The sequence below is a fragment of the Pantoea sp. B623 genome (genome assembly GCF_024814475.1).
In the GTDB taxonomy this organism is placed as follows: domain Bacteria; phylum Pseudomonadota; class Gammaproteobacteria; order Enterobacterales; family Enterobacteriaceae; genus Pantoea; species Pantoea ananatis.
Window position 1 is genome coordinate 2000871 of record NZ_JANUXM010000004.1, and the last position, 22942, is coordinate 2023812.

Annotated in this window: 22 protein-coding genes, 1 tRNA gene and 1 pseudogene; 11 read left to right on the top strand and 13 right to left on the bottom strand. The window is 51.6% G+C overall.

Annotated elements, in window-relative coordinates; translation table 11 throughout:
• Positions 1-222: 222 nt before the first annotated feature.
• Complete coding sequence (zapE, locus tag NXS97_RS11155; protein WP_014595150.1) at positions 223-1350, bottom strand: cell division protein ZapE; 1128 nt, start codon at positions 1348-1350, stop codon at positions 223-225.
• Positions 1351-1527: 177 nt separating this feature from the next.
• Between zapE and zapG the strand changes: the two genes are divergently transcribed.
• The 3 genes from zapG (at position 1528) to degS (ending at position 4572) form a co-directional block, all read left to right on the top strand.
• Entirely contained in the window at positions 1528-1929 is a 402-nt protein-coding gene (zapG, locus tag NXS97_RS11160; protein ID WP_006121720.1) for a Z-ring associated protein ZapG, read from the top strand.
• A 109-nt stretch (positions 1930-2038) separates the two neighbouring features.
• Entirely contained in the window at positions 2039-3421 is a 1383-nt protein-coding gene (degQ, locus tag NXS97_RS11165; protein WP_105080433.1) for a serine endoprotease DegQ, read from the top strand.
• Positions 3422-3510: 89 nt separating this feature from the next.
• Positions 3511-4572, top strand: coding sequence for an outer membrane-stress sensor serine endopeptidase DegS (gene degS / locus NXS97_RS11170; protein ID WP_013024309.1), 1062 nt, complete (start codon positions 3511-3513; stop codon positions 4570-4572).
• A gap of 84 nt (positions 4573-4656) precedes the next feature.
• Here degS and epmA read toward each other — a convergent pair whose 3' ends face one another.
• Positions 4657-5634 carry an elongation factor P--(R)-beta-lysine ligase gene (gene epmA / locus NXS97_RS11175; protein ID WP_014595148.1) on the bottom strand — a complete coding sequence of 326 codons (978 nt, stop codon included), beginning with the start codon at positions 5632-5634 and terminating at the stop codon, positions 4657-4659.
• 134 nt (positions 5635-5768) lie between these two features.
• Here epmA and NXS97_RS11180 point away from each other — a divergent pair, with 134 nt between their 5' ends.
• Positions 5769-6293: a lipocalin family protein gene (locus tag NXS97_RS11180; protein WP_014595147.1), complete on the top strand. Its 525-nt coding sequence runs from the start codon at positions 5769-5771 to the stop codon at positions 6291-6293.
• A 40-nt stretch (positions 6294-6333) separates the two neighbouring features.
• Here the strand turns inward: NXS97_RS11180 and NXS97_RS11185 are convergent, their stop codons facing one another.
• The 3 genes from NXS97_RS11185 to efp form a co-directional block, all read right to left on the bottom strand.
• Positions 6334-6468 carry an entericidin A/B family lipoprotein gene (locus NXS97_RS11185; protein ID WP_014606758.1) on the bottom strand — a complete coding sequence of 45 codons (135 nt, stop codon included), beginning with the start codon at positions 6466-6468 and terminating at the stop codon, positions 6334-6336.
• 104 nt (positions 6469-6572) lie between these two features.
• Positions 6573-6704, bottom strand: a complete 132-nt coding sequence (locus tag NXS97_RS11190) for an entericidin A/B family lipoprotein (RefSeq protein WP_024472200.1) — start codon at positions 6702-6704, stop codon at positions 6573-6575.
• A gap of 48 nt (positions 6705-6752) precedes the next feature.
• Positions 6753-7319 (bottom strand): elongation factor P, encoded by a 567-nt coding sequence (gene efp, locus NXS97_RS11195; RefSeq protein ID WP_013024304.1) that lies wholly within the window; start codon positions 7317-7319, stop codon positions 6753-6755.
• Positions 7320-7359: 40 nt separating this feature from the next.
• On the opposite strand from efp, the gene epmB reads away from it, so the two are divergent.
• Positions 7360-8388: an EF-P beta-lysylation protein EpmB gene (epmB, locus tag NXS97_RS11200; protein ID WP_013024303.1), complete on the top strand. Its 1029-nt coding sequence runs from the start codon at positions 7360-7362 to the stop codon at positions 8386-8388.
• 161 nt (positions 8389-8549) lie between these two features.
• Here the strand turns inward: epmB and NXS97_RS11205 are convergent, their stop codons facing one another.
• The 4 genes from NXS97_RS11205 to NXS97_RS11220 form a co-directional block, all read right to left on the bottom strand.
• Complete coding sequence (locus NXS97_RS11205; RefSeq protein WP_014606760.1) at positions 8550-8900, bottom strand: DUF4156 domain-containing protein; 351 nt, start codon at positions 8898-8900, stop codon at positions 8550-8552.
• A gap of 192 nt (positions 8901-9092) precedes the next feature.
• Positions 9093-10742 (bottom strand): chaperonin GroEL, encoded by a 1650-nt coding sequence (gene groL, locus NXS97_RS11210; RefSeq protein WP_013024301.1) that lies wholly within the window; start codon positions 10740-10742, stop codon positions 9093-9095.
• Positions 10743-10790: 48 nt separating this feature from the next.
• On the bottom strand, positions 10791-11084 hold the full coding sequence (locus NXS97_RS11215; protein WP_014606761.1) for a co-chaperone GroES: 294 nt from the start codon (positions 11082-11084) through the stop codon (positions 10791-10793).
• A 232-nt stretch (positions 11085-11316) separates the two neighbouring features.
• Positions 11317-11778, bottom strand: a complete 462-nt coding sequence (locus NXS97_RS11220; protein ID WP_181901433.1) for an FxsA family protein — start codon at positions 11776-11778, stop codon at positions 11317-11319.
• A 321-nt stretch (positions 11779-12099) separates the two neighbouring features.
• Between NXS97_RS11220 and aspA the strand changes: the two genes are divergently transcribed.
• The 6 genes from aspA to NXS97_RS11250 all read left to right on the top strand — a co-directional run bounded on the left by aspA (position 12100) and on the right by NXS97_RS11250 (position 17819).
• Positions 12100-13536, top strand: coding sequence for an aspartate ammonia-lyase (gene aspA / locus NXS97_RS11225; protein ID WP_015701111.1), 1437 nt, complete (start codon positions 12100-12102; stop codon positions 13534-13536).
• Between the two features lie 114 nt (positions 13537-13650).
• Entirely contained in the window at positions 13651-14952 is a 1302-nt protein-coding gene (locus NXS97_RS11230) for an anaerobic C4-dicarboxylate transporter (RefSeq protein WP_105079042.1), read from the top strand.
• Positions 14953-15000: 48 nt separating this feature from the next.
• Positions 15001-15324, top strand: a complete 324-nt coding sequence (gene cutA / locus NXS97_RS11235) for a divalent cation tolerance protein CutA (protein WP_029570902.1) — start codon at positions 15001-15003, stop codon at positions 15322-15324.
• Positions 15300-16994: a protein-disulfide reductase DsbD gene (locus tag NXS97_RS11240; protein WP_072136325.1), complete on the top strand. Its 1695-nt coding sequence runs from the start codon at positions 15300-15302 to the stop codon at positions 16992-16994. The genes cutA and NXS97_RS11240 overlap by 25 nt, the downstream gene beginning before the upstream one ends.
• A 64-nt stretch (positions 16995-17058) precedes the next feature.
• On the top strand, positions 17059-17637 hold the full coding sequence (locus NXS97_RS11245) for a transcriptional regulator (protein WP_015701114.1): 579 nt from the start codon (positions 17059-17061) through the stop codon (positions 17635-17637).
• Between the two features lie 106 nt (positions 17638-17743).
• Positions 17744-17819: transfer RNA gene (locus NXS97_RS11250), tRNA-Phe, on the top strand.
• A gap of 927 nt (positions 17820-18746) precedes the next feature.
• On the opposite strand, the gene NXS97_RS11255 is transcribed toward NXS97_RS11250, so the two are convergent.
• The 4 genes and pseudogenes from NXS97_RS11255 to NXS97_RS11270 all read right to left on the bottom strand — a co-directional run bounded on the left by NXS97_RS11255 (position 18747) and on the right by NXS97_RS11270 (position 22644).
• Positions 18747-19166 (bottom strand): hypothetical protein, encoded by a 420-nt coding sequence (locus tag NXS97_RS11255; protein ID WP_116219988.1) that lies wholly within the window; start codon positions 19164-19166, stop codon positions 18747-18749.
• 59 nt (positions 19167-19225) lie between these two features.
• On the bottom strand, positions 19226-20080 hold the full coding sequence (locus NXS97_RS11260) for a hypothetical protein (RefSeq protein ID WP_259232115.1): 855 nt from the start codon (positions 20078-20080) through the stop codon (positions 19226-19228).
• 767 nt (positions 20081-20847) lie between these two features.
• A pseudogene (locus NXS97_RS11265) lies at positions 20848-21059 on the bottom strand (transposase); the annotation flags it as partial.
• A 589-nt stretch (positions 21060-21648) separates the two neighbouring features.
• The gene (locus tag NXS97_RS11270) at positions 21649-22644 is read right to left on the bottom strand and encodes a glycosyltransferase family A protein (RefSeq protein ID WP_014595139.1); all 996 of its coding nucleotides are present in this window, start codon (positions 22642-22644) and stop codon (positions 21649-21651) included.
• Positions 22645-22942: the final 298 nt, after the last annotated feature.

Here is a 22942-nt window from a genome sequence, read left to right on the forward strand (position 1 = left end):
AAAGCTTACCCAAATTAAGTTACACGTTGGTGAAATCCCAAACGCTTAAGTAAACGAATGAGGCTCACACGACCATTTTGACCAGCAAGCCACCCCTTCGGATAGCGTTACCGGAACGCAGAGGATTTGGGAAAAAAATCCTGTGCTGTAACGTGGGGTCGCAAGATTATAGAGAAGTCGATTACAAAAATCGAACCCTATTTTCATTTATTACCTGGAATCTCAGGGTAAATGCGCCAGCCGCAGGTACTCTTCGCTCTGCATTTCCTGCAAACGGGACAGACAGCGCTGATATTCAAATTTCAGGCGCGTGCCCTGATAAATTTCGAACAAGGAGGTTTCTGCAGCGACAACCAGTTTGACATGGCGCTCGTAAAACTCATCCACCAACGCCAGAAAACGCCGCGCCTGATCTTCCGTCTTGTAGATCATGACCGGTACATCAAACAGCAGGACGCTGTGAAAGCGGCGTGACAGCTCAATATAATCATGCTGGCTGCGCCCTTCTCCACACAGGGTTTTAAAATCAATCGCAATCACCCCTTCTGCCACGCCCAGGGTCGGCATTTTACGGTGATTGATCTCCAGCACCGGTGCGCTGTCGCGTTTTTCGCCTGACAATGCCTGGAACATGCGGTCCATCTCGGCGTAGGTTTCCGGCCCCAGAGGAAACGTCCACAAATGCGCGGACGTCAGCGTACGCAGACGGTAATCAATGCCCGCATCGACATTCATTACCTCACAATGCTGCTTAATCTGCTCGATGGCGGGCAGAAAACGGGCACGCTGCAGGCCGTTTTTGTACAAGTTATCAGGCGGAATATTCGAGGTCGCAACCAGGCTGATGCCGCGCGCAAACAGGGCTTCCATCAGCGTTCCCAGCAGCATGGCATCCGTGATGTCAGACACAAAAAACTCATCAAAACAGAGAATATCGGTTTCTGCTTTAAAGCGGTCGGCGATGATCAGTAACGGATCGCTGTGCCCCTGCAGTTCGGTCAGCTCTTCATGCACGCGCAGCATGAAACGGTGAAAGTGTAAGCGCAGTTTGCGGTCGCCAGGAATAGACTGAAAAAACAGATCCATTACCCAGGTTTTCCCCCGGCCAACACCGCCCCACATATACAAGCCACGGACGGGCGCTTTGGGCTGCGACTTTTCTTTTCCCATCAGCTTCGACAGACGACCTAACAGCCCCTGCGAGGGAAGTTCGGTGGTGTGCTGACGCGCGATCAGCCCTTGCTGGATAGCATCTAAGCGGGTAATCGCTTCACGCTGTACGTCGTCGGGCTTGAAATCGCCCTGTGATAGCGCTTGCTCATAGCGGGCAAGCGGAGATGAGGTTTGCATGGTTCGCTCAGTGTCCCTGAATTTTGTCTTATTCAAACGTCGTTTGTCGAAAAAAAGGCCGCTCTACACTAAGGCATGGCGCTCCAGAGTTCCACATCCATAAGATTAACGGGTATAGTGACTATTATTAAGTGGTGCAACGCCCTACGGAACAACGGAAATAACACGGGAGTCATTATGACCTGGGAATACGGGCTAATTGGTTTAGTGGTAGGTATTATTGTCGGCGCAGTCGCAATGCGTTTTGGCAACCGGAAGCTGCGTGAGCAGCGCAGCATGCAGTACGAACTGGATAAGACGAAAGCCGAGCTGGCAGATTATCGCGAAGAGCTGACCAACCACTTTGCGCAGAGCGCAGAGCTGCTGGATAACATGGCGCGTGATTACCGTCAGCTCTATCAGCACATGGCGAAAGGGTCCAACGACCTACTGCCGAACATGCCCGGGGACAAAAACCCCTTTGCATGGCAACTGACCGAAGCCGAAGCGGATAACGATCAGGCACCGGTGCAAATGCCGCGTGACTACTCTGAAGGCGCCTCTGGCTTACTGCGTGGTGAACGCGCCGTCCGCGACTAAGCATGATCGGGCACAGTGACGCTGTGCCCGCTGTTTTTGCGAACCCCGGCCGCAAACGGCTGTCTCATTGATTTACTCCCCCCATTTTTGCAGCGAGAGCGTTGTAGCAATGAAAAAACAAGCACGACTGTTAAGCGCATTAGCCTTGAGTATTGGAATGAGTCTTGCCGCTTCGCCCGGCGCGATGGCGACGCTACCTGCACAGATTCAGAGCCAGCCGCTTCCCAGCCTGGCACCGATGCTGGAAAAAGTGTTACCTGCTGTGGTCAGCGTGCACGTTGAAGGCACCCAGTCTGATGCCCAGGCCCAGACACAGGATATTCCCGAGCCGCTTAAGCGTTTCTTTGGCCAGTTGCCCGGTGGCGCCCCAAGCCAGCCTCAACCCTTTGAGGGGCTGGGGTCCGGTGTCATCATTGATGCCGCCAAAGGCTATGTTCTGACCAATAACCACGTGGTCAACGGCGCGGATAAGATCAACGTCCAGCTCGGCGATGGCAGCGAATATGATGCCAAACTGATTGGTCACGATGAGCAGACCGACATCGCCCTGATCCAGATTCAGGGCGCGAAAAACCTGACGCAGATAAAAGTCGCCGATTCGGATCAGCTGAAAGTCGGTGATTTTGCCGTGGCCATCGGCAATCCTTTTGGCCTTGGTCAGACAGCGACCTCTGGAATTATTTCGGCACTGGGCCGCAGCGGCCTGAATCTCGAAGGGCTGGAAAACTTTATCCAGACCGATGCCGCCATTAACCGCGGTAACTCGGGCGGCGCGCTGGTTAATCTGAACGGCGAGCTGATCGGCATTAATACCGCCATTCTGGCCTCCAGTGGCGGCAATATCGGCATTGGCTTTGCGATTCCGAGCGATATGGCCATGAACCTGGCCGAGCAGTTAATTAAGTACGGCGAAGTCAAACGGGGTCAGTTGGGTATCAAAGGTACCGAGATGACCGCGGACATCGCAAAAGCGTTTAACGTTGACGCACAGCGCGGTGCGTTCGTTTCTGAAGTGCTGCCGCAGTCTGCGGCGCAAAAAGCCGGTATCAAGTCAGGCGATATCATTGTTTCGGTCAACGATAAACCGATTACCAGCTTCGCAGAACTGCGGGTGAAGATCGGCACGACGGCGCCGGGTGAGAAAGTGAAGCTTGGCCTGCTACGTGAAGGTAAACCGGTGAGTGTTGATGTCACCCTTGAGCAAAGCGCCCAGACGACGGCCAGCGCACAGCTGCTTTCTCCAGCCCTGCAGGGCGCGACTCTGAGCGATGGTCAGACCAAAACCGGTGATAAAGGCGTGAAGATTGATGCCATCGAAAAAGGCACTCCGGCTGAACAGGTCGGCCTGCAAAAAGATGACGTGATCATTGGCGTCAACCGCACGCGAATTCAGAATATTGCCGAAATGCGCAAGGTGCTGGAAGCCAAACCGCCGGTGATGGCGCTGAATGTGGTTCGTGGTGAGGAAAGTATCTATCTGTTATTGAGATAAACCCCGCACGATGGCGGACACAAGCACGTGTGTGTCCGCCGCTCTCATGTTATTCTCCCCAACGTTCTCCCCTGACGTGATTTAACACCATGTTTCTTAAACTCTTGCGTTCAGTGGTGTTGGGACTGATTGTTGCGGGCATCTTGCTCGCAGCGCTGCCCGCACTGCGTTTGGGCGGTGCTGCCCTGTATAGTCAAAATGACAGTAACGATGAAACGCCCTTTGGCTTTAATCAAGGGGTGAGGCGTGCCGTGCCTGCCGTTGTGAATGTTTACAACCGCAGCGCGCATGGGAACAACAACCGCGGTATTACCACGCTGGGCTCTGGCGTGATTATGAATAACCGGGGTTATATCCTGACCAACAAGCACGTTATCAATAATGCCGATCAGATCATCGTCGCTCTACAGGATGGCCGTTTTTTTGAAGCCACGCTGGTGGGTTCAGATGCCATGACCGATTTGGCCGTGCTAAAAATTACCGCGTCAAACCTGCCGGTTATCCCGATTAATCCCAAACGCGTCGCACACATTGGCGATGTGGTGATGGCCATCGGCAACCCCTATAACCTGGGACAAACGGTCACACAGGGCATTATCAGCGCCACGGGCCGCGTCGGACTCAGCTCGTCAGGCCGCCAGAACTTCCTGCAAACGGATGCATCAATCAATCAGGGGAACTCCGGTGGCGCACTGATTAACTCGCTGGGCGAACTCATGGGCATCAATACCCTGACGTTCGATAAGAGCAGCGATGGCGAAACGCCCGAAGGCATTGGTTTTGCTATCCCCACCGCGCTGGCAACCAAAATTATGGATAAGCTCATCCGTGATGGTCGGGTCATTCGCGGCTATATCGGCATTACCGCCCGCGAAGTGCCGCCGCTTCACGGCCAGGGCAACAGTCTCGATCGGGTTCAGGGCATTATCGTCAGCGTGGTGACGCCGGGCGGCCCGGCTGAGAAAGCCGGTATCCAGGCCAATGATGTGCTGCTGAGCGTAGACGGTAAACCGGCGCTCTCCGCACAGGAAACCATGGACCAGGTTGCGGAAATTCGGCCCGGCTCGGTGGTGAATGTGCAGGTGCTGCGTAATGACAAGAAGCTGACCTTCCCGGTGACGATTCAGGAGTTTCCGGACAGCAGTCAGTAGCGGTGAACGCAAACAAGGCCCACTTGAGGCCTTGTTTATCAGCTTAAATGGCGCTGCGCCATTCTGTCAGCACGGCGTCAAGGGTCAGCAGCGGTCTACCGGAAACGCAATAACCTCCGACAGCGACTCTGCCTTCAGCGCCAGCATAATCAACCTGTCCACGCCCAGTGCAACGCCCGAACAGGCTGGCATGCCGTGCTCCAGCGCGGCCAGCAGGTAGTGATCAATCGGATGTTGCGGCAACCCTCGCGCCGCACGCCGACGATTATCCTGCTCAAAGCGTTGGCGCTGTTCACGGCTGTCGGTGAGTTCGCGGAAGCCATTCGCCAGCTCAATGCCCTTGTAATACACCTCAAACCGCTCTGCCACCCGATGATCTTCCGTGCTGATCTCCGCTAATGCCGCCTGGCTGGCCGGAAAGTGGTAGATAAAACACGGCTTGTCCTGACCAATCTTCGGTTCCACGCCCAGCATAAACAGCAGCATCAGCAAGGTATCGCGATCCTCTTCCCGACTGGCCAGCTCGCCCTCACCCAGCTTTTCCGCCGCCTCACGCAGCTGCGCTTTGTCGGCAGAAAGCGGGTCCAGCTCAAGGTGACGAATAAAGGCCTGCTGATAAGAGAGAGACTCCGCGCTGTCGCACTCCAGCACCTGCTGCAGCAGATCGTCGACCTCATTCATCAGGCGGTACATATCGTAATGGGGGCGATACCATTCCAGCATGGTGAATTCAGGGTTGTGGTAGCGCCCGGCCTCTTCGTTGCGAAAGCTGCGGCCCATTTGATAGATAGGGCCACTTCCGGCCGCCAGCAGGCGTTTCATGTGGTATTCCGGGCTGGTCATCAGCCAGAGATCGCGGCCTTCAGACAGGCCAGGGCCGACAAAGCGCGTCTGGAATGGCACCAGATGAATGTCGGTAATCGTGGCCTGACTCATCGCGGGCGTGTCGACTTCCAGTACGCCACGATCGGCGAAGAAACGACGCACTTCAGCAATAATGGCTGCGCGTTTAATTAAACTGGCAATCGAAGCGCCAGGTTGCCAGCTTGTCGTTTCACTCATGGTGACGGCTCCTGATACAAATAAGGGAGGGAAGTCTACTCGTAATGTCAGTGGCAAACAATCGTGGCGCAAGCCTGTCCAATAAACTGACCGGCTTCTATAATTAACAGGTTAAATAACAAAGGAATCTTTTTATGTCTCCATGGAAAACATTGGTCGCCAGCCTGAGTGCCTTCCTGTCCGTCGCCTGCACGACCACACCGCCAAAAAACGTTACCGTCGTTGAAAACTTCGACAGTCAGCGTTACCTCGGTCAGTGGTACGAGATAGCCCGGCTGGATCATGGCTTTGAACGCGGCCTCGAACAGGTTACGGCAAATTACAGCCCACGTGAGGATGGCGGCCTGAAAGTCGTTAATCGCGGCTATAACGTTAAAAAGCAGCGCTGGCAGGAGAGCGTGGGTAAAGCCTACTTCACCGGCGATAAACAGCGTGCGGCACTCAAGGTCTCGTTCTTTGGGCCCTTCTACGGTGGCTATAACGTGATAGCGCTGGATCCTGACTACCGTTACGCACTGGTATGCGGGCCTAACCGCCACTATCTGTGGATACTGTCACGGACGCCGCAGTTGGATGAAGGTGTGAAACAAAAGCTGGTGCAGCAGGCACGCCAGGCCGGTTTCCCGGTAGATGAGCTGATTTGGGTGAAACAGGGCTAGAGAAAGGCCGGTACGAAAAACGTTCGTACCGGTTTTACCGTTACTGCGCGCTACGCTGGATTGCATGGCCGCCCGCTTCAACGTCTTCGCCGACGCCGCGCGTGGTGTTGCAGCCAGAAAGCAGTGCAGAGAACATCATCACAGAGAAAATCGCAACAATACTTTTCTTCAACATATCCATATCCTTTTTGGTTGCATTATAGGTACAGCTTTTAAAGCATAGACTGATTATGCAACGTCGCGAGCCTGAGCCGCCGAAAAAAGGAAGGCAGGAATAACTTATTTAGCCGCGCGCGAGATTGCGCCGCCCAGGTGAGATACGTCTTCGCCAAAACCGTGGAAGGTGTTACAGCCGCTTAGTCCAGAAGCCACCAGCAACGCCAAGGCGATAAGTTTTGCTCGTTTTTTCATGGTGAACTCACTCAAAAAAAGGCGCATCACAGGATGCGCCTTTCAAGGTTATTTTACGCGTGACACGTATTCGCCAGAGCGGGTATCAACCTTCACCACCTCGCCAATCTGCACGAACAATGGCACTTTAATGACTGCACCCGTAGACAGCGTTGCTGGCTTACCGCCCGTACCGGCAGTATCACCTTTCAGGCCTGGGTCAGTTTCAATGACTTCCGCTTCAACAAAGTTTGGTGGCTGAACCGCAATCGGTTTATCGTTCCACAAGGTTACGATACACTCCGCGTTGTCCTGCAACCACTTCTGCACTTCATCCAGCACTTTTGCTTCAACCTGGTATTGCTCAAAAGATTCCGGGTGCATGAAGTAGTAGAAATCGCCGTCGTTGTAAGAGTACTGCAGCGTCATATCCTTCACGTCTGCGCCTTCGGCAGAATCAGTTGATTTGAAGGTTTTCTCAACGCGTGAACCGGTCAGCAGACGACGCATTTTTACACGTGCAAACGCCTGACCTTTACCCGGCTTAACGAACTCGCTTGATTCGATGGCATAAGGTTCGCCTTCGAACATGATTTTAAGACCGGGACGGAAATCGTTGCTAAGATAAGTCGCCATAAAGGCCCTCTGTAGATATTAACTGGTAATAGCCAAAAAAATGGCACACATTGTAACCCTAAATTCCCCTTCCAGAGAAGATTGGTTGCAGCAACTTGCTGATGTTGTCACTGATCCTCATGAATTACTGCAACTTTTAGCGCTCGACCATCATCCGGATCTGGCTGCTGGCGGCGACGCACGCCGACTTTTTGCCCTGCGCGTGCCGCGCGCCTTTATCCGGCGAATGAAAAAAGGCGATGCGCAGGATCCCCTTCTACTCCAGGTCCTGACCAGCCGTCAGGAGTTTGTCGACGCGCCAGGTTATAGCACCGATCCGCTGGACGAACAAAATAGCGTCGTGCCGGGATTACTGCATAAATATAAAAACCGTGCATTGCTGCTGGTCAAAGGCGGCTGCGCGGTGAACTGCCGCTACTGCTTCCGCCGTCATTTTCCCTATCAGGATAATCAGGGCAACAAGCGTAACTGGCAGGCCGCGCTGGATTATATTACCGCCCATCCTGAACTGGATGAGATCATCTTTTCGGGTGGCGATCCGTTAATGGCAAAAGATCATGAGCTGGCCTGGCTCATTGACGCGCTGGGCGCTATCCCGCATCTGAAACGGCTACGTATTCACAGTCGACTGCCGGTCGTGATTCCGGATCGCATTACCGAGGCGCTGTGTCAGACGCTGGCGGAAACGCGGCTTCAGGTCTTGATGGTCACCCACATCAACCACGCCCGTGAGATTGATGAGGCGCTTTGTGATGCCATGCTGCGCCTGAAACGTGCTGACGTGACGCTGCTTAATCAGAGCGTACTGCTGCGCGGCGTGAATGATGATGCACAAACCCTGGCGGCGCTGAGCAATGCGCTGTTTGATGCCGGCATTCTGCCCTACTACCTGCATGTGCTGGACAAAGTGCAGGGCGCAGCGCATTTCTTCGTTTCTGATGAAGAAGCCCGGGCGTTGATGCGTAGCCTGCTGCCGCGGGTGTCCGGTTATCTGGTGCCGAAGCTGGCACGTGAGATCGGCGGGGAACCCAGTAAAACCCCGCTGGATCTGCAACTTCGGCAGGAATAAATCACGGGCGGCACACAGCCCGGTAGCCGCAAGCCTCATTTCCGCCGAGCAGCGGGCTGCCAACCCGTTGCACTGGCGGCTAAAAGCCATTGATAAACGCTAAAAAAACGACCGGCACATTGGCCGGTCGTCTCAAAAAATGTTGCCTGTTCAGCGCAGGATCAGTTAGGGCATTTATAGACCTGGCCGGTCATCTTGCTGTCGAGTGGTGCAAAGGCTGAAAGCAGGTTTTGTGTAGGACTGGTTGCGCCATAAATGACGTTTCCGCCCATTTCGGCAGCACGGTTCCGCAGGTCGTTAGCTGCACCGCGCAGCGCGCTGGTTTCGCCACCGGCTCCGCTTAACCAGTTACTTTGCGAGCCGGTCAGGCTGCCCAGAAGCTGACATTGTTTGCCAGGCTGCTGATCGGTAAAGGTGACGCGCTGTCCAGCAGAAGTCAGGTCGGTTGAGCTGCTGCAGCCTGCAAGCAATAACGCACCAGCCGTAAGACCGAGCAAGAGGTTAATACGCATTATAATCCCCATTTATTATCATCAGTGTCGGATGGCAGCGTAGCAGAAAAACACGCATTTTTTCTGAACATTCATTGCCCTAATCCGTGCCAACGTAACCGTTGCGCCCCTACTTATACCCTTTCCTCTGCAAAAGAAAAACCCCCGACCGTTTCCGATCGGGGGTTCTTATGACGCAAGCGTCAGGGGCGATTACATCATGCCGCCCATACCGCCCATGCCACCCATACCGCCAGCGCCTGCACCTAAGTCTGGCGCATCGCCTTTCGGCAGGTCAGTGACCATACATTCGGTGGTGATCATCAGGCCAGCAACCGATGCCGCGTACTGCAGAGCAGAACGGGTCACTTTGGTTGGGTCCAGAATACCGAAGTCGATCATGTTGCCGTATTCTTCAGTCTGCGCGTTGTAACCGTAGTTACCGTCGCCTGCTTTCACGTTGTTCGCCACAACAGAAGGCTCTTCGCCGGCGTTAGAAACGATCTGACGCAGTGGAGATTCCATTGCGCGCAGCGCAACTTTGATACCCACGTTCTGGTCTTCGTTCTGACCACGCAGTTCGGTCAGCTGTGCTGCAACGCGAACCAGCGCCACACCACCACCTGCAACCACGCCTTCTTCAACCGCAGCACGGGTTGCGTGCAGGGCATCTTCAACGCGTGCTTTTTTCTCTTTCATTTCAACTTCAGTTGCTGCGCCCACTTTCAGAACGGCAACGCCGCCTGCCAGTTTCGCTACGCGCTCCTGCAGTTTTTCTTTGTCGTAGTCAGAGGTGGCTTCTTCAATCTGCTGACGAATCTGAGTGACACGACCCTGAATAGTGGTTTCTTCACCCACGCCATCGATGATGGTGGTGGTGTCTTTGTTGATCACGACACGCTTCGCCTGGCCCAGATCTTCCAGTGCTGCTTTTTCCAGCTCCATACCGATCTCTTCAGAGATCACGGTACCGCCGGTCAGGATAGCGATATCCTGCAGCATGGCTTTACGGCGGTCGCCGAAGCCCGGTGCTTTAACCGCAGCCACTTTCACGATGCCGCGCATGGTGTTCACCACCAGCGTCGCCAGCGCTTCGCCTTCTACGTCTTCCGCGATGATCAGCAGTGGTTTGCCTGCTTTCGCAACGGCTTCCAGCACTGGCAGCATTTCACGGATGTTAGAAATCTTCTTGTCAGCCAGCAGGATGAACGGGGTTTCCAGCTCAACGGCACCTGTTTCTGGCTTGTTGATGAAGTACGGAGACAGGTAGCCACGGTCGAACTGCATACCTTCAACCACGTCCAGCTCGTCCTGCAGGCCGGTGCCTTCTTCAACGGTGATGACGCCTTCTTTGCCCACTTTTTCCATCGCCTGAGCGATCAGGGTACCGACGGTTTCATCAGAGTTAGCAGAGATAGTCCCTACCTGAGCGATAGCTTTAGAATCTGAGCAAGGAACAGACAGTTTTTTCAGCTCTTCAACCGCAGCGATGACCGCCTGGTCGATACCGCGCTTCAGATCCATCGGGTTCATGCCCGCTGCAACGGCTTTCAGGCCTTCGGTGATGATGGACTGCGCCAGCACGGTTGCCGTGGTGGTACCGTCGCCTGCCGCGTCGTTCGCTTTAGAGGCAACTTCTTTCACCATCTGTGCGCCCATGTTTTCGAACTTGTCTTCCAGCTCGATTTCACGCGCAACAGAAACACCATCTTTAGTGATGGTCGGTGCACCAAAAGATTTATCCAGAACCACGTTACGGCCTTTCGGGCCCAGGGTAACTTTTACTGCATCTGCCAGTACGTTCACGCCACGCAACATTTTTACGCGTGCGTCATTACCGAATTTTACGTCTTTAGCTGCCATTTCAAATTTCCCTTAAATTCGTTTCGTTCAGTGAATTACGCGTAAAACTTACGCTTCAACAATCGCCAGAATGTCGCTTTCAGAGATGATCAGGACTTCTTCGTTGTCGATTTTTTCAGTTTTGGCACCGTAGCCTTCGCTGAAGATCACGACGTCACCAACTTGTACGTCCAGCGGCTTCACTTCGCCACTCTCAAGGATACGGCCTTTGCCCACAGCCAGGACTTCACCACGCGTGGATTTGCCTGCTGCAGAACCGGTCAGCACAATGCCACCCGCTGACTTAGCTTCAACTTCTTTACGCTTCACGATGACACGATCGTGTAATGGACGAATTTTCATTTGATAGCTCTCCTTTGAGAAGTCCAATCATTCATTTTTGGGTTGAATACCGGGCTGTGTGGCTTCCGGCCTCGTGACCAGAGAGATAGGGCCGCGACCTGACACTTTCAAGGGGGCAACCCACAAATTTTTTTAGTCTGATGATGCAACTGATGACTTTTTAGACAAACCGCGCGGACGGGTCAGAAGACAAACAAAAAGCGCGACCTGATGTCGCGCTAAGAGGATGAGATTAACGATCTTTTGGATCGTCATGATGTTCAAGGCGTTCGCTGTCTTTGCGTTCGAACTCGCCATCCATTGTATAACCGCTGTCCGGGCCTGCACCCGGCCCCCGCCAGACGCGCAGATGCGGCATCAGTTTTAAGGTCAGGTGTTTTTGCACCGGCGGCAGTAAGAGCAGCAGGCCCAGCATGTCGGTAAAGAAACCCGGCAGCAGCAGCAGGAAACCGGCAATGATCAGCGAAACGCTTTTCACCATTTCCTGCGCCGGACTTTCGTTACGAGCCAGCTTCTCCTGCATCAGCATAAAGTTTTTCATGCCCTGATTTTTTACCAAAGACACGCCGATGCAGGAGGTGAAAACCACCAGCAGCATGGTGAGCAGCACGCCAAGGACGTGTGCAACCTGAATGAAAAGCGAGATCTCAATCCAGGCCAGTACGAAAAAGATCACTAACGGTAACCAGCGCACCGGATTCTCCTGTGAGTCAGGCTGCCCGGCTGATGACCCGGCAGCGTAAAAATGATGATAACAAGATACAGAGATGGTCATTCAGGCCGCCCATTTCAACCGTGCCAGGCAAATTTTTGCTGCAGGGTTAAATTTGTGAGCAATTTCACATATTGTTAACGTCATAAGGCCAGTAAGGTGATCTCTGTTCGCGCTTTAGGGCTGGGTCAGAATAGGATCGTGCTCACCCGCCTGAATACGGATAAAATAGCGGTTCTGGCGCTTCCCCACAAAACAAACACATCATCTGCGATGGTTAGCAGTGACAACAAGAAGGTTATCATGGCGAACAACATTCGTATCGAAGAAGACCTGTTAGGCATGCGCGAAGTTCCGGCGGATGCTTATTATGGCGTTCATACTTTGCGTGCGATTGAAAACTTTTACATCAGCAACAGCAAAATCAGTGATATTCCTGAGTTTGTGCGCGGCATGGTGATGGTAAAAAAAGCGGCGGCGATGGCCAATAAAGAGCTGCAGACGTTGCCGCGTGACATCGCCAATACCATTATTCAGGCCTGCGATGAAGTGCTGAACAAAGGTCGCTGCATGGATCAGTTCCCGGTCGATGTGTATCAAGGCGGCGCGGGCACCTCGGTCAACATGAATACCAATGAAGTGCTGGCCAATATTGGTCTGGAGCTGATGGGGCATCAGAAAGGCGAATACCAGTATCTGAATCCCAACGACCACGTGAATAAATGCCAGTCCACCAATGATGCTTACCCGACCGGCTTTCGCATCGCCGTTTACAGCTCGCTGTTGAAACTGCTCGACGGCATCAGCCAGTTAGCCGAAGGTTTCCAGCGTAAAGCTGACGAATTCCAGACGATTTTAAAAATGGGCCGTACTCAGCTACAGGATGCGGTGCCGATGACGCTGGGTCAGGAATTCCATGCGTTTAGCGTGCTGCTCAATGAAGAGACGAAAAGCATTTTGCGCACTGGCGAACTGCTGCTGGAGGTTAACCTGGGCGCGACCGCTATTGGTACTCGCCTGAATACGCCGGATGGCTACCAACACTTAGCCGTTCAGAAACTGGCAGAAGTCAGTAACCTGGCGGTGGTGCCAGCCGAAGATCTGATCGAGGCCACCTCCGACTGCGGCGCCTACGTTATGGTGCACTCTTCGCTGAAGCGTCTGGCCGTGAAGCTTTCTAAAATTTGTAACGACCTTCGCCTGCTCTCGTCGGGTCCGCGTGCCGGCCTGAACGAAATTAACCTGCCAGAATTGCAGGCCGGCTCCTCAATCATGCCTGCCAAAGTGAATCCGGTGGTGCCTGAGGTGGTAAACCAGGTGTGCTTCAAAGTGATTGGCAACGATACCACGGTCACCATGGCGTCCGAGGCCGGGCAGCTGCAGCTTAACGTTATGGAACCGGTGATTGGCCAGGCGCTGTTTGAGTCGGTCAGCATCCTGACTAACGCTTGCTACAACCTGCTGGAAAAATGCGTTAACGGCATCACAGCCAACAAAGCGGTCTGTGAAGCTTATGTGTTTAACTCCATTGGCATCGTCACTTACCTGAACCCCTACATTGGGCACCATAATGGCGATATCGTCGGTAAAATTTGTGCCGAAACCGGTAAAAGCGTTCGCGAAGTGGTGCTTGAGCGCGGCCTGCTCACCGAAAGCGAGCTGGACGATATTTTCTCTGTGCAAAACCTGATGTATCCGGTTTATAAAGCCAAACGTTACACCGACGAAAACGAACAGTAAGGCTTAATTGTACTTACTGATGTAAAAGGCACATCGTAATCAAAACGATGTGCCTTTTTGTTTGTTAAAAGGATGAGTTTGCTTACCGGCTAATCCTGTTTGAGGAAGTGACAGATGTTCCTGATTGAGCTGTTTATCGTGTTGATGGCGATCTGGCTGGGCGCACGCCTGGGCGGCATCGGCATAGGTTTCGCAGGCGGCATGGGCGTCCTGATCCTGACGCTGGGCTTTGGCATGAAGCCCGGTGCGATCCCTTTTGATGTGATCGAAATCATCATGGCCGTGATCGCCGCGATTGCCGCCATGCAGGTGGCGGGCGGCATGGATTATCTGGTCAGCCTTGCCGAACGTTTGCTGCGTCGCCATCCACGTTATGTCACTTTCCTTGCGCCGCTGGTGACCTACATGATGACCCTGCTGGCGGGTACCGGCCACACCGCCTTCTCCACCTTGCCGGTCATTGCTGAAGTGGCGAAAGAGCAAGGCGTCCGGCCTTCCCGCCCGTTATCGGTTGCGGTTGTCGCCTCTCAGGTCGCCATTACCGCCTCTCCCATTTCGGCAGCGGTGGTGTTCTTTGCCACGCTGCTGGAACCGCGCGGGGTGAGCTATATCATGCTGCTGGCGATTGCCATTCCGGCCACCATGGTGGGGCTGTTTCTTGCCGCCCTGGTGACTAATTTTCTGGGTAAAGAGCTAAAAGATGATGAGGTTTATCAGGCAAGGCTGGCGAAAGGTGAAGTGACGCTACGCGGCGAGACGGTTTATCAGACTCAACCCGGCGCTAAAAAATCGGTACTGCTGTTCCTGGCCGGTATTGCCGCCGTGGTGATTTACGCCACCGCCACCAGCGAAAGCGTCAACCTGATCGCTAACCCACCGCTGCCGCGCAATGAGGCGATCGTCGTGTTTATGCTCACTATTGCCACGCTGATCAGTCTGACCTGCAAAATTGATACCGGTGCTATCCTCAGCGCCAGCACATTCAAGTCTGGCATGAGCGCCTGCATCTGTGTGATAGGCGTGGCCTGGCTGGGCGACACCTTTGTAAAAGCCCATCTGGCTGATATCCAGATGCTGGCGGGCGATACCTTAAAAACCTATCCGTGGATGCTGGCGCTGGTGCTGTTCTTCTCTTCCATGCTGCTTTATTCCCAGGCCGCCACCGCCAAAGCCCTGCTGCCTGCCGCGTTAGCGCTTGGCGTAACGCCACTGACAGCCATCGCTTCATTTGCCGCCGTGTCTGCGCTGTTTGTTTTACCGACCTATCCCACTCTGTTAGCCGCCGTGGAGATGGACGATACGGGTTCGACCCGAATCGGTAAGTTTGTCTTCAACCATGCCTTTATTATTCCTGGCGTCCTTGCTATCACCTTGTCTGTCATGTTCGGCTTTATTTTTGGTGGGCTGCTACTGTAACTCCAGCCGGGCAGGGAACGTGCTACTATCGGCGTTATTTTCAACAGGATCGTTACGATGAACGCCGTTATCATCCTCTGTACTGCGCCAGACCAGGCCTGTGCGCAACAGCTTGCCGCACAGGCGCTGCAGGCCAGGCTGGCTGCCTGTGTCACCCTCTTGCCGGGTGCAACGTCATATTATGTCTGGCAAGGCCAACTGGCGCAGTCCAGCGAAGTTCAGATGTTACTCAAATGCGACACAGCCCATCAGCAGGCCTTGATCGAACTGCTTAAGCTCGCGCATCCTTACGATGTACCAGAACTGCTGGTACTTCCGGTTCAACATGGAGACAGTGAATACTTGTCATGGCTGCACGCATCTCTCGCTTAATCACACTGGTACTGGCGCTGTTTATCTGCCTGCAGGCGCAGGCTGCCTTATTTTCCCCCAAAACCACCAGCCGCTTTTTGCCCGTTGATCAGGCTTTTGCCTTTGATTTCGATCAGCAAGGCTCGCAGCTTAACCTGCACTGGAAAGTCAAAGAGGGCTATTACCTTTACCGCCAACAGATTAAGGTCGTGCCCCATGATGCACGTATTGCGCCGTTAGCCCTGCCTGCGGGCCAGCCGCATGAAGATGAATTTTTTGGTAAAAGCGAGATTTACCCGCAGGATCTCAGCGTGCCCATCATACTGCAGCAGGCCGCGAAAGGAGCGACCCTTAGCGTAAGTTATCAAGGCTGTGCCGCCGCCGGCTTCTGTTATCCACCGGAAACCCGCAGCATCCCCCTTTCCCCGGTAGCCGCCATAATGTCCCCGCCAGCCGTTGCGCCTGCCAGCGCCAACCCTTTGCCCTTTTCGCCGTTGTGGGCGCTGCTGATTGGTATCGGCGTGGCCTTCACGCCATGTGTATTGCCGATGTATCCGCTGATCTCTGGCATTATCCTTGGCGGTAAGCGTAACTATTCACTGGGCAGGCTGTTTGCGCTGGCCATGGTCTATGTACAGGGAATGGCGCTCACTTATACCTTACTGGGCGTGATTGTGGCGGCGGCGGGCCTGCGCTTTCAGGCGGCGTTGCAGCATCCTTATGTGCTTATTGGCTTATCGGTGCTGTTTATCCTGTTAGCCCTGTCGATGTTTGGCCTGTTTTCGCTACAGCTTCCCGCCAGCGTGCAAACGCGTCTGGCACTGTGGAGCAATCGTCAGCAAGGCGGCTCACTGCCGGGCGTTTTCCTGATGGGCGCGCTGGCAGGCCTAATCTGCTCGCCCTGCACCACTGCGCCACTCAGCGCAATTCTGCTTTATATCGCGCAGAGCGGAAACCTGCTGGCCGGTGCCGGTACGCTGTGGCTCTATGCCGTCGGGATGGGATTGCCACTGATTGCCGTTACCCTGTTTGGCAACCGCTTTCTCCCTAAAAGCGGTCCCTGGATGCAGACCGTCAAAGAAGGGTTTGGTTTTGTTATTCTCGCGCTGCCGGTCTTCCTGCTGGAGCGGATACTGGGCGATCTGTGGGGCATGCGTTTGTGGAGCCTTTTGGCCGTGGCATTCTTTGCCTGGGCATTCAGCGCGAGCTTACGCGCCAGCGGCGGCAAATGGCGCGTGATGCAAATTATGATGCTGGTCGCCGCCCTGATCAGCGCCCGCCCGTTGCAGGACTGGGCCTTTGGCAGCGGCGCGCCGCAGCAAAACATCGCGCACCTTCCCTTTCAGCCTGTTCAAACCCTTGAACAGGTAGACCAGGCCCTGCAGCAGGCTCAGGGCCGTATCACCATGGTGGATCTCTATGCGGACTGGTGCGTGGCCTGTAAAGAGTTTGAAAAATATACTTTTAGCGACAGCGCGGTACGTGACAGCCTGAACAATGTGCAGCTGTTGCAGGCTAACGTCACGGCGAACACGGCCACCGATAATGCGCTGTTGCAGCATTTGCACGTGCTCGGGTTACCCACGATTTTGTTCTTTGATGCGACAGGAAAAGAGATCCCGGAATCGCGTATTACCGGCTTCCTGAAGGCGAATGATTTTCGCGCGCATTTGCAGAAATTGCATGAGTAAACAACACTGGAACCAGGACACAGTCTGCTGAACAAAACAGGCTTGCACACCAGAGGAGAACGATTTGCAACGTGAACAGATACTTGACCATGCGTTAAACGTACTGGAACAAAACGGTCTGGCGGCGACCTCATCGCTGGCAATCCTGGCCGATGATATGCAGCTCAGCCTGACACAGCTTGAACAGTTTTGGCCCGATCGTGACGCGCTGCTCTACGATGCGCTGCAATTTCACGCACAGCAGATTGAACAATGGCGCCATGACATTCTGCAGAACGACGCTCTGCGTCCTGATCAGAAGCTGATGGCACGCTATGAAGGATTAAACGAACAGGTCAATAAGGGCCGCTTTCCCGGTTGCCTGTTTATCGCCGCCTGCAGTTTTTATCCCCAGCCCGATCATCCCATCCATCAGTTGGCAGAAAAGCAGAAGCGCGCCTCATGGCAATTTACGCATACCATCTTAACCTCGCTTGGTCTGGATAACCCCAGTATGGTTGCCGATCAAATGGAACTGATACTGGAAGGCTGCCTGAGCAAACTGCTGGTTAAACGCAACGTGCAGGACGTTGATGTGGCGAAACGCCTGGCGGAAGACGTATTGAGTATCGCCCTCTGCCGTAAAAACGGCGCACTGGCCTGAGTTTCATCGTCTTTGACTGAAATTCAGGCAATCAGTCACGTTTTGCGTGGTTTTTTTATCAAAGCCGTTGACGGCCTGCGGCCTTTACGGTTTAATGCGCCCCGTTGCCCGAATAGCTCAGTCGGTAGAGCAGGGGATTGAAAATCCCCGTGTCCCTGGTTCGATTCCGGGTTCGGGCACCATATTATTGTCTTGGGATAGCTTAGTCAGTCCGGAGACATAAAAATCAGTACGTTAAATAAACCCGATGATATCACTGAATATCAACGGGTTTTTTTATATCTGGATTTTGGGGCATAACTGCAAGCTCGTGGGTTCGATAAACGCTGGAACCCCCATCAATACGCCATCCGCACTGCCACGCTGCACAATGAACCTGACAAGCTGCAGCAACATCATTCAACGAACAGCGCCATGCTCTGGCAACCCATGCAAGCACGACACGCGTCGCCAGTAGGATTATATTTCGGCGTGACAATCCCGGCAGCTGATTTTGCAGATGTGGGGGCAAAATGGCGATCGGTAAAGGCCCGCAAACAGTTTTATGCGGTTTAGCGAGGCGCGACGCTGATATCGGATCCGCCCTGCAAAACCCCATGAGGGAATAATGTGATCGCGGCCTGTCCGTTGATTAGCAGACAGGAATCCGTCACGGCGTGCAGCGAGTCGCTGATTTCAGGCTCTGATTTTTTCTGGCTGAAAAGGAATTCATCGCTGTTTAGATAAATTTGTGCACAACCGACACGTCTTAAAGCGTAGTGTCAATCACCTGAGAACAGAGCCTGATATTTCTTTCAATGTGTGCCCGACGCATTACTGAAGATGGACGGGCGTACAGGGTATTTAATTCCCTGCCGGATACATTTAATACAGCCTGACCGAAACTGGCTAGCCCTGATTATAACTGGATTAAACTCGGGGTCAGGATTAGACGTTAGGATATAATGATAAGGTTAAATCTGATTGAGGCGGCGCGGTGCCAGAGCGCTAACGGCGAAATCCGTTCTACATCAATTATTCATAAAAAACGAAAGTCAGTCATAAAGCATTGGCAATAAAAATTTAAAAAAGAGGGTGACATATAATCTCACCCTCTTTAACTTCCAGTTTTACATAAACCAATTACTTACAACGTTGTTTTTATCAAACCATACGGATAAATAATCACTATGTTGCTCAGTATTGCCAGTCAGTTTGCCGGATGCTTTTGTCATTGAATCAGAGGCATTTTGCGCACCCGAAGCCATGCCAACGGCGCTGGAGAGAGCACTGGCACCCGGAATATATCCCAGAACACTTGATGCAGTGCTTAAGTTTCCACCCTTGTAGTAACGCCAGGTGACCGAACCATCTGAGGATGAACTCTGATCGTCAGGCACGCCATAAAGCGCTTTGACTTCAGCCTGTGTGGTTTTGTTGGCTATGATATGGGATGAAACATAAGTGCGGCTAAATTTATCCTCCCCACCCGATGTGCTACATCCTGTTAATACGAACATTATTGTGAAAAGAACCATGATGCTTTTCATTTTTTTCTCCATGAGTTGTGAACGACTGACCGCTTTATGGAATCGATAAAAAAGGTGAGTTAGCTTTTATTAATATTGAATGTCTTGAGTTCGAATAAACACCCGCTTGCCCCTTTTAAAGGCTTCGCGTCAACAGGTATAGACGTGAGAAAATCACCGGCAGTACTTACAGAACATCCCGCGGTATCCATTGCTGAATCATCAAAACCCCATTTTAATCCACCTGACCACATACAGACCTCTTGTTTACCATTACTCCAGGCAGTACAGGAAATACCTTTATATTGCTTTTCTCCCGTTATTTTCCAACCGACAGACTGGGCATTCTGATGATTTTGAATGCGACTGTCGCTGTCGATAGCCTGATACATTCCTTCCTCTGCAGCATCTTTAACTTCGTTTTGGTCTGTGTGTTCTTCGAGTGTAATCATACAGGCATGTTGAGCATCCTCACCCTCAGCGCTCATCGTCCAGCTGACTTCCTTAGCAACCTGATGATGTCCATCAATAGATATCTCTACCTCTCCCTTACCCAGCCTGGCCTCATCTTGTGCTGAAAGCGCTTTGAAAGGCATACCGGAACCCTTGCAGGCATCAAGTTTCACTTGATAATTCTTGCGCGCAAGGTTTTCACCATTTGGCAACCACTCCCATTCAAGTACCACATACATTGTCGGGAGCGCCAGGGCACTACCCTCTGAATGAGAGGCTTTGTCACTGTTTTCTTTATAGTCGTCTTGATTATCTGTGGCAGATAATATTCCAGCAGACTGGGCATAAGCACCACCGCCAGAAAAAAAACAAAAAATAAAAGCGATAAGCGCTGAAAAGAGCGCCGCTATGCTTCTGTTAAAAACAGCGTTGCGTGTCTTTTTTACGAAGCATAATGGAATGTTTTTTTTGTTTTTTTTCATTTTTACCTTCAAGTAATTTTTACTATAAAGCTTCAATGAAAGTTAATATCAAGTAAATCTGGCATGACAGATTTATTTGATATCAATATTATGACCAGGTAGCTTTAACGCGTTGATTTTGATACCGGTGTGTTGGCAATCAACTTCGCACCTTCAGGTCTTTTCGGACAAACGCCAGAAGAATACCCTCTGGTTATTAGGCCATTTTCAACACGAAAACGCTGAAAGCAGGTGGCATATTGAGGAATAGAGTGCCATGTGGTTGAGTCGCTGCCATTTATTTGCCACCTGTACTGGTAAGCCAGTATGGTGCAACCCTTACTCAGGATTCCGCTTTTTTTTGGCGGCCTCCATGACATAACAAGGTCATCTGCCGATTCCCCAACCTGTGATGCAGCGATATTCGAACTTGTCTGGTATCGTTGATTCATCATTAAATTACTCAGGGGCAATCCTGCACATCTATTTAGAGATTTTAGGGTTAACAACGCAGAAAGTCTTTTCATTTCCCTCTCCAGACAGAAGTGAAAGCTATCAGGTGTGTCAGTGTAAAACTTTATTAAATGTTGCTAAATTGTAACCTTTCTATGCTTTTTTTACGGTTAATGCAAGCGCAAAACTTACAAAAAATTACATAGGCTGCTATTAATTCAAATCGGAATGATTGCCGATATCGTTACCCATTGTTTTTTTATATTTTATATTTCGTAATATTTTAATGAATCGTTTGATACTTTTGCATCTCTTTCCAATTCGGCAAAATGCGTTTCATGCATTCGATTCAGAATTATTAATTTATATTCTGACTGTTCATTATTACAGAAAGAATCCGGACCTGACGTCTTTATCCCTGCGTGAAGCGGTGGGTGGGGATATCGAGGCGTAGTGCGAGACTGGAAACAGAATGGCCGCGATCAACGACCTGTTTCACTGTTTCGATTTTAAACGCTTCGGGATAACGCTTACCGCTCATGGACACCTCTCATTAAGTCATTTCTACTGACGCTGAGAGGGCGGTTAAACCCGTGGCGATTGACTGAAAATGGGTGTCGATCCTTTAAAAGACATCAGGCCACACACTATCGCGGCTATTTTGGAATTCGTCTACAGTTCAGCTTACGACATCTGGAAAGAACGCGAGTCTGAAGCCACTTATTATGATGTTCTTGATGACGTTTTTTCTCTTATTGAAGAGGGGATAAATCACTCTTGTGTATCATAATCCATCAATCTCATGGGGTCGTTGCCCGATGCTGGCATTGATCAAAGCGATAAAACCCACCCAGCGTGCTCTTATTCCGCGTTTCAACTGGACGTGACGACCTGCCAGACGGGTTGTTATATCGCTCAAGGACACTGACTGAATTTGGGAAAATCACAGAGCGTTGGCTGACGGCATTCAACAGCCCGCGCTCTTATGCATGCCTCAACAAACTGACGCTTGAAAAACAGCGCCTGATGCTGGCGATCCGGAAATCGCAAAACCAGGTAAAGTTAAAACAACAACATGCCCCGCCCTGCACCAGAAGGCTAGTAGTGAATAATGAAAACAGGCGACAGTTTGAATCTTAAAAAAAACGCAATCTGTAGAGCATATACAGCACCAGATAGGCCGCTCTGGCATTGACGTTCATGACATGATACTTCACTTTCTCGCTTCTGTTTAACAGCCCCAGGACATTCTCAGGATAACGCTTCTCTTTAATACGCTTGATGCTGTTACGCACCTCATTAATATTCAGCGTGGTGTAGTACATCGCGGTCACGATCTGCATATCCAGCGTCAGCTTACGTTTGGTTATTCCAGTAGAAAAGCGGGCCATATCGCCGTTTTTATACTTAACCAGCAGCCTTTGATATAAGTCGTTGAGGTAATGTTTACGATCCAGCAGCTCTTCATACAGTACGCGTTTCTTTGAAAGCGAGTTCTCTACATCATCATAGTGATAGGAGGCACTGTCGAAAACAAACAGGTTATCGATGTAGTAGAAATAGTTAAGATTAAACAGGAGATCTTCACTCATCGAAATGCCTTTAGTGAAGCGAATACTAAAATCATCGATAATTTTTTTTCTGTAACACTTGTTATGAAGATAACCAATATTATCGCTGAGCTCTATCTCGCCCAGGACGGCCGGAATCTCGGGTTGCGTAAAATAACCGTAAGTCGAAAGGTCGCCTACGCGATCACACTTGAGGTTCCCTACCATCAGATCAACAGGTTGTGGAATGCCTGAGTAAAGGTGCTGATGAAATACAGCAAGAAAATCACTGTCAACCCAGTCGTCGGAATCGATAAAGATAACATAGTCACCCGATGCCGCTTCCAGTCCAGTATTGCGGGCGACGCTAACCCCGGCATTATCCTGAGTAATGACTTTAAAATTATTGTACTGTTTGAACTCCTCAAGGATCGCAGCGCAGTTATCTTTACTGCCATCATTGACCAGAATGATTTCATAATTTTTAAATGTCTGGAGAAGAAGGCTTTGCAGCGTACGCATCACCGTTTTCTCGGCATTATAAACCGGTATTATTATACTGAATAAATATTTATCATTCATTTTAAAACCTCGTAACCAGCATACGTCATGGCACTATCGGGCAGAGGAAAACTGGCGCTGTTTAGCCGCCTTCATTCCTTATCTCCCTGGAGAAAATGAGCTTTTTAATTATTTATAAATCCACGATCACAGTATAAAAGCGCTAAATTAAACTGACTGTAAACAGGTATAATTCCGGCATCGAAGATCAGTAATTAACCTTAATCAAATACTGTAGATAAAATAATGAATGAAATAATAAAGGCATACGTACGCCTCCCGCAGGTTTGCAGGATTATAAAAATAATATTTATCTGAA

Excerpts from the sequence above, each read along its gene's own strand:
- zapE (WP_014595150.1), bottom strand. The coding sequence starts at position 1,350 with ATGCAAACCTCATCTCCGCTTGCCCGCTATGAGCAAGCGCTATCACAG.
- zapG (WP_006121720.1), top strand. The coding sequence starts at position 1,528 with ATGACCTGGGAATACGGGCTAATTGGTTTAGTGGTAGGTATTATTGTC.
- degQ (WP_105080433.1), top strand. The coding sequence starts at position 2,039 with ATGAAAAAACAAGCACGACTGTTAAGCGCATTAGCCTTGAGTATTGGA.
- degS (WP_013024309.1), top strand. The coding sequence starts at position 3,511 with ATGTTTCTTAAACTCTTGCGTTCAGTGGTGTTGGGACTGATTGTTGCG.
- epmA (WP_014595148.1), bottom strand. The coding sequence starts at position 5,634 with ATGAGTGAAACGACAAGCTGGCAACCTGGCGCTTCGATTGCCAGTTTA.
- NXS97_RS11180 (WP_014595147.1), top strand. The coding sequence starts at position 5,769 with ATGTCTCCATGGAAAACATTGGTCGCCAGCCTGAGTGCCTTCCTGTCC.
- NXS97_RS11185 (WP_014606758.1), bottom strand. The coding sequence starts at position 6,468 with ATGTTGAAGAAAAGTATTGTTGCGATTTTCTCTGTGATGATGTTCTCT.
- NXS97_RS11190 (WP_024472200.1), bottom strand. The coding sequence starts at position 6,704 with ATGAAAAAACGAGCAAAACTTATCGCCTTGGCGTTGCTGGTGGCTTCT.
- efp (WP_013024304.1), bottom strand. The coding sequence starts at position 7,319 with ATGGCGACTTATCTTAGCAACGATTTCCGTCCCGGTCTTAAAATCATG.
- epmB (WP_013024303.1), top strand. The coding sequence starts at position 7,360 with ATGGCACACATTGTAACCCTAAATTCCCCTTCCAGAGAAGATTGGTTG.
- NXS97_RS11205 (WP_014606760.1), bottom strand. The coding sequence starts at position 8,900 with ATGCGTATTAACCTCTTGCTCGGTCTTACGGCTGGTGCGTTATTGCTT.
- groL (WP_013024301.1), bottom strand. The coding sequence starts at position 10,742 with ATGGCAGCTAAAGACGTAAAATTCGGTAATGACGCACGCGTAAAAATG.
- NXS97_RS11215 (WP_014606761.1), bottom strand. The coding sequence starts at position 11,084 with ATGAAAATTCGTCCATTACACGATCGTGTCATCGTGAAGCGTAAAGAA.
- aspA (WP_015701111.1), top strand. The coding sequence starts at position 12,100 with ATGGCGAACAACATTCGTATCGAAGAAGACCTGTTAGGCATGCGCGAA.
- NXS97_RS11230 (WP_105079042.1), top strand. The coding sequence starts at position 13,651 with ATGTTCCTGATTGAGCTGTTTATCGTGTTGATGGCGATCTGGCTGGGC.
- NXS97_RS11240 (WP_072136325.1), top strand. The coding sequence starts at position 15,300 with ATGGCTGCACGCATCTCTCGCTTAATCACACTGGTACTGGCGCTGTTT.
- NXS97_RS11255 (WP_116219988.1), bottom strand. The coding sequence starts at position 19,166 with ATGAAAAGCATCATGGTTCTTTTCACAATAATGTTCGTATTAACAGGA.
- NXS97_RS11260 (WP_259232115.1), bottom strand. The coding sequence starts at position 20,080 with ATGAAAAAAAACAAAAAAAACATTCCATTATGCTTCGTAAAAAAGACA.
- NXS97_RS11270 (WP_014595139.1), bottom strand. The coding sequence starts at position 22,644 with ATGAATGATAAATATTTATTCAGTATAATAATACCGGTTTATAATGCC.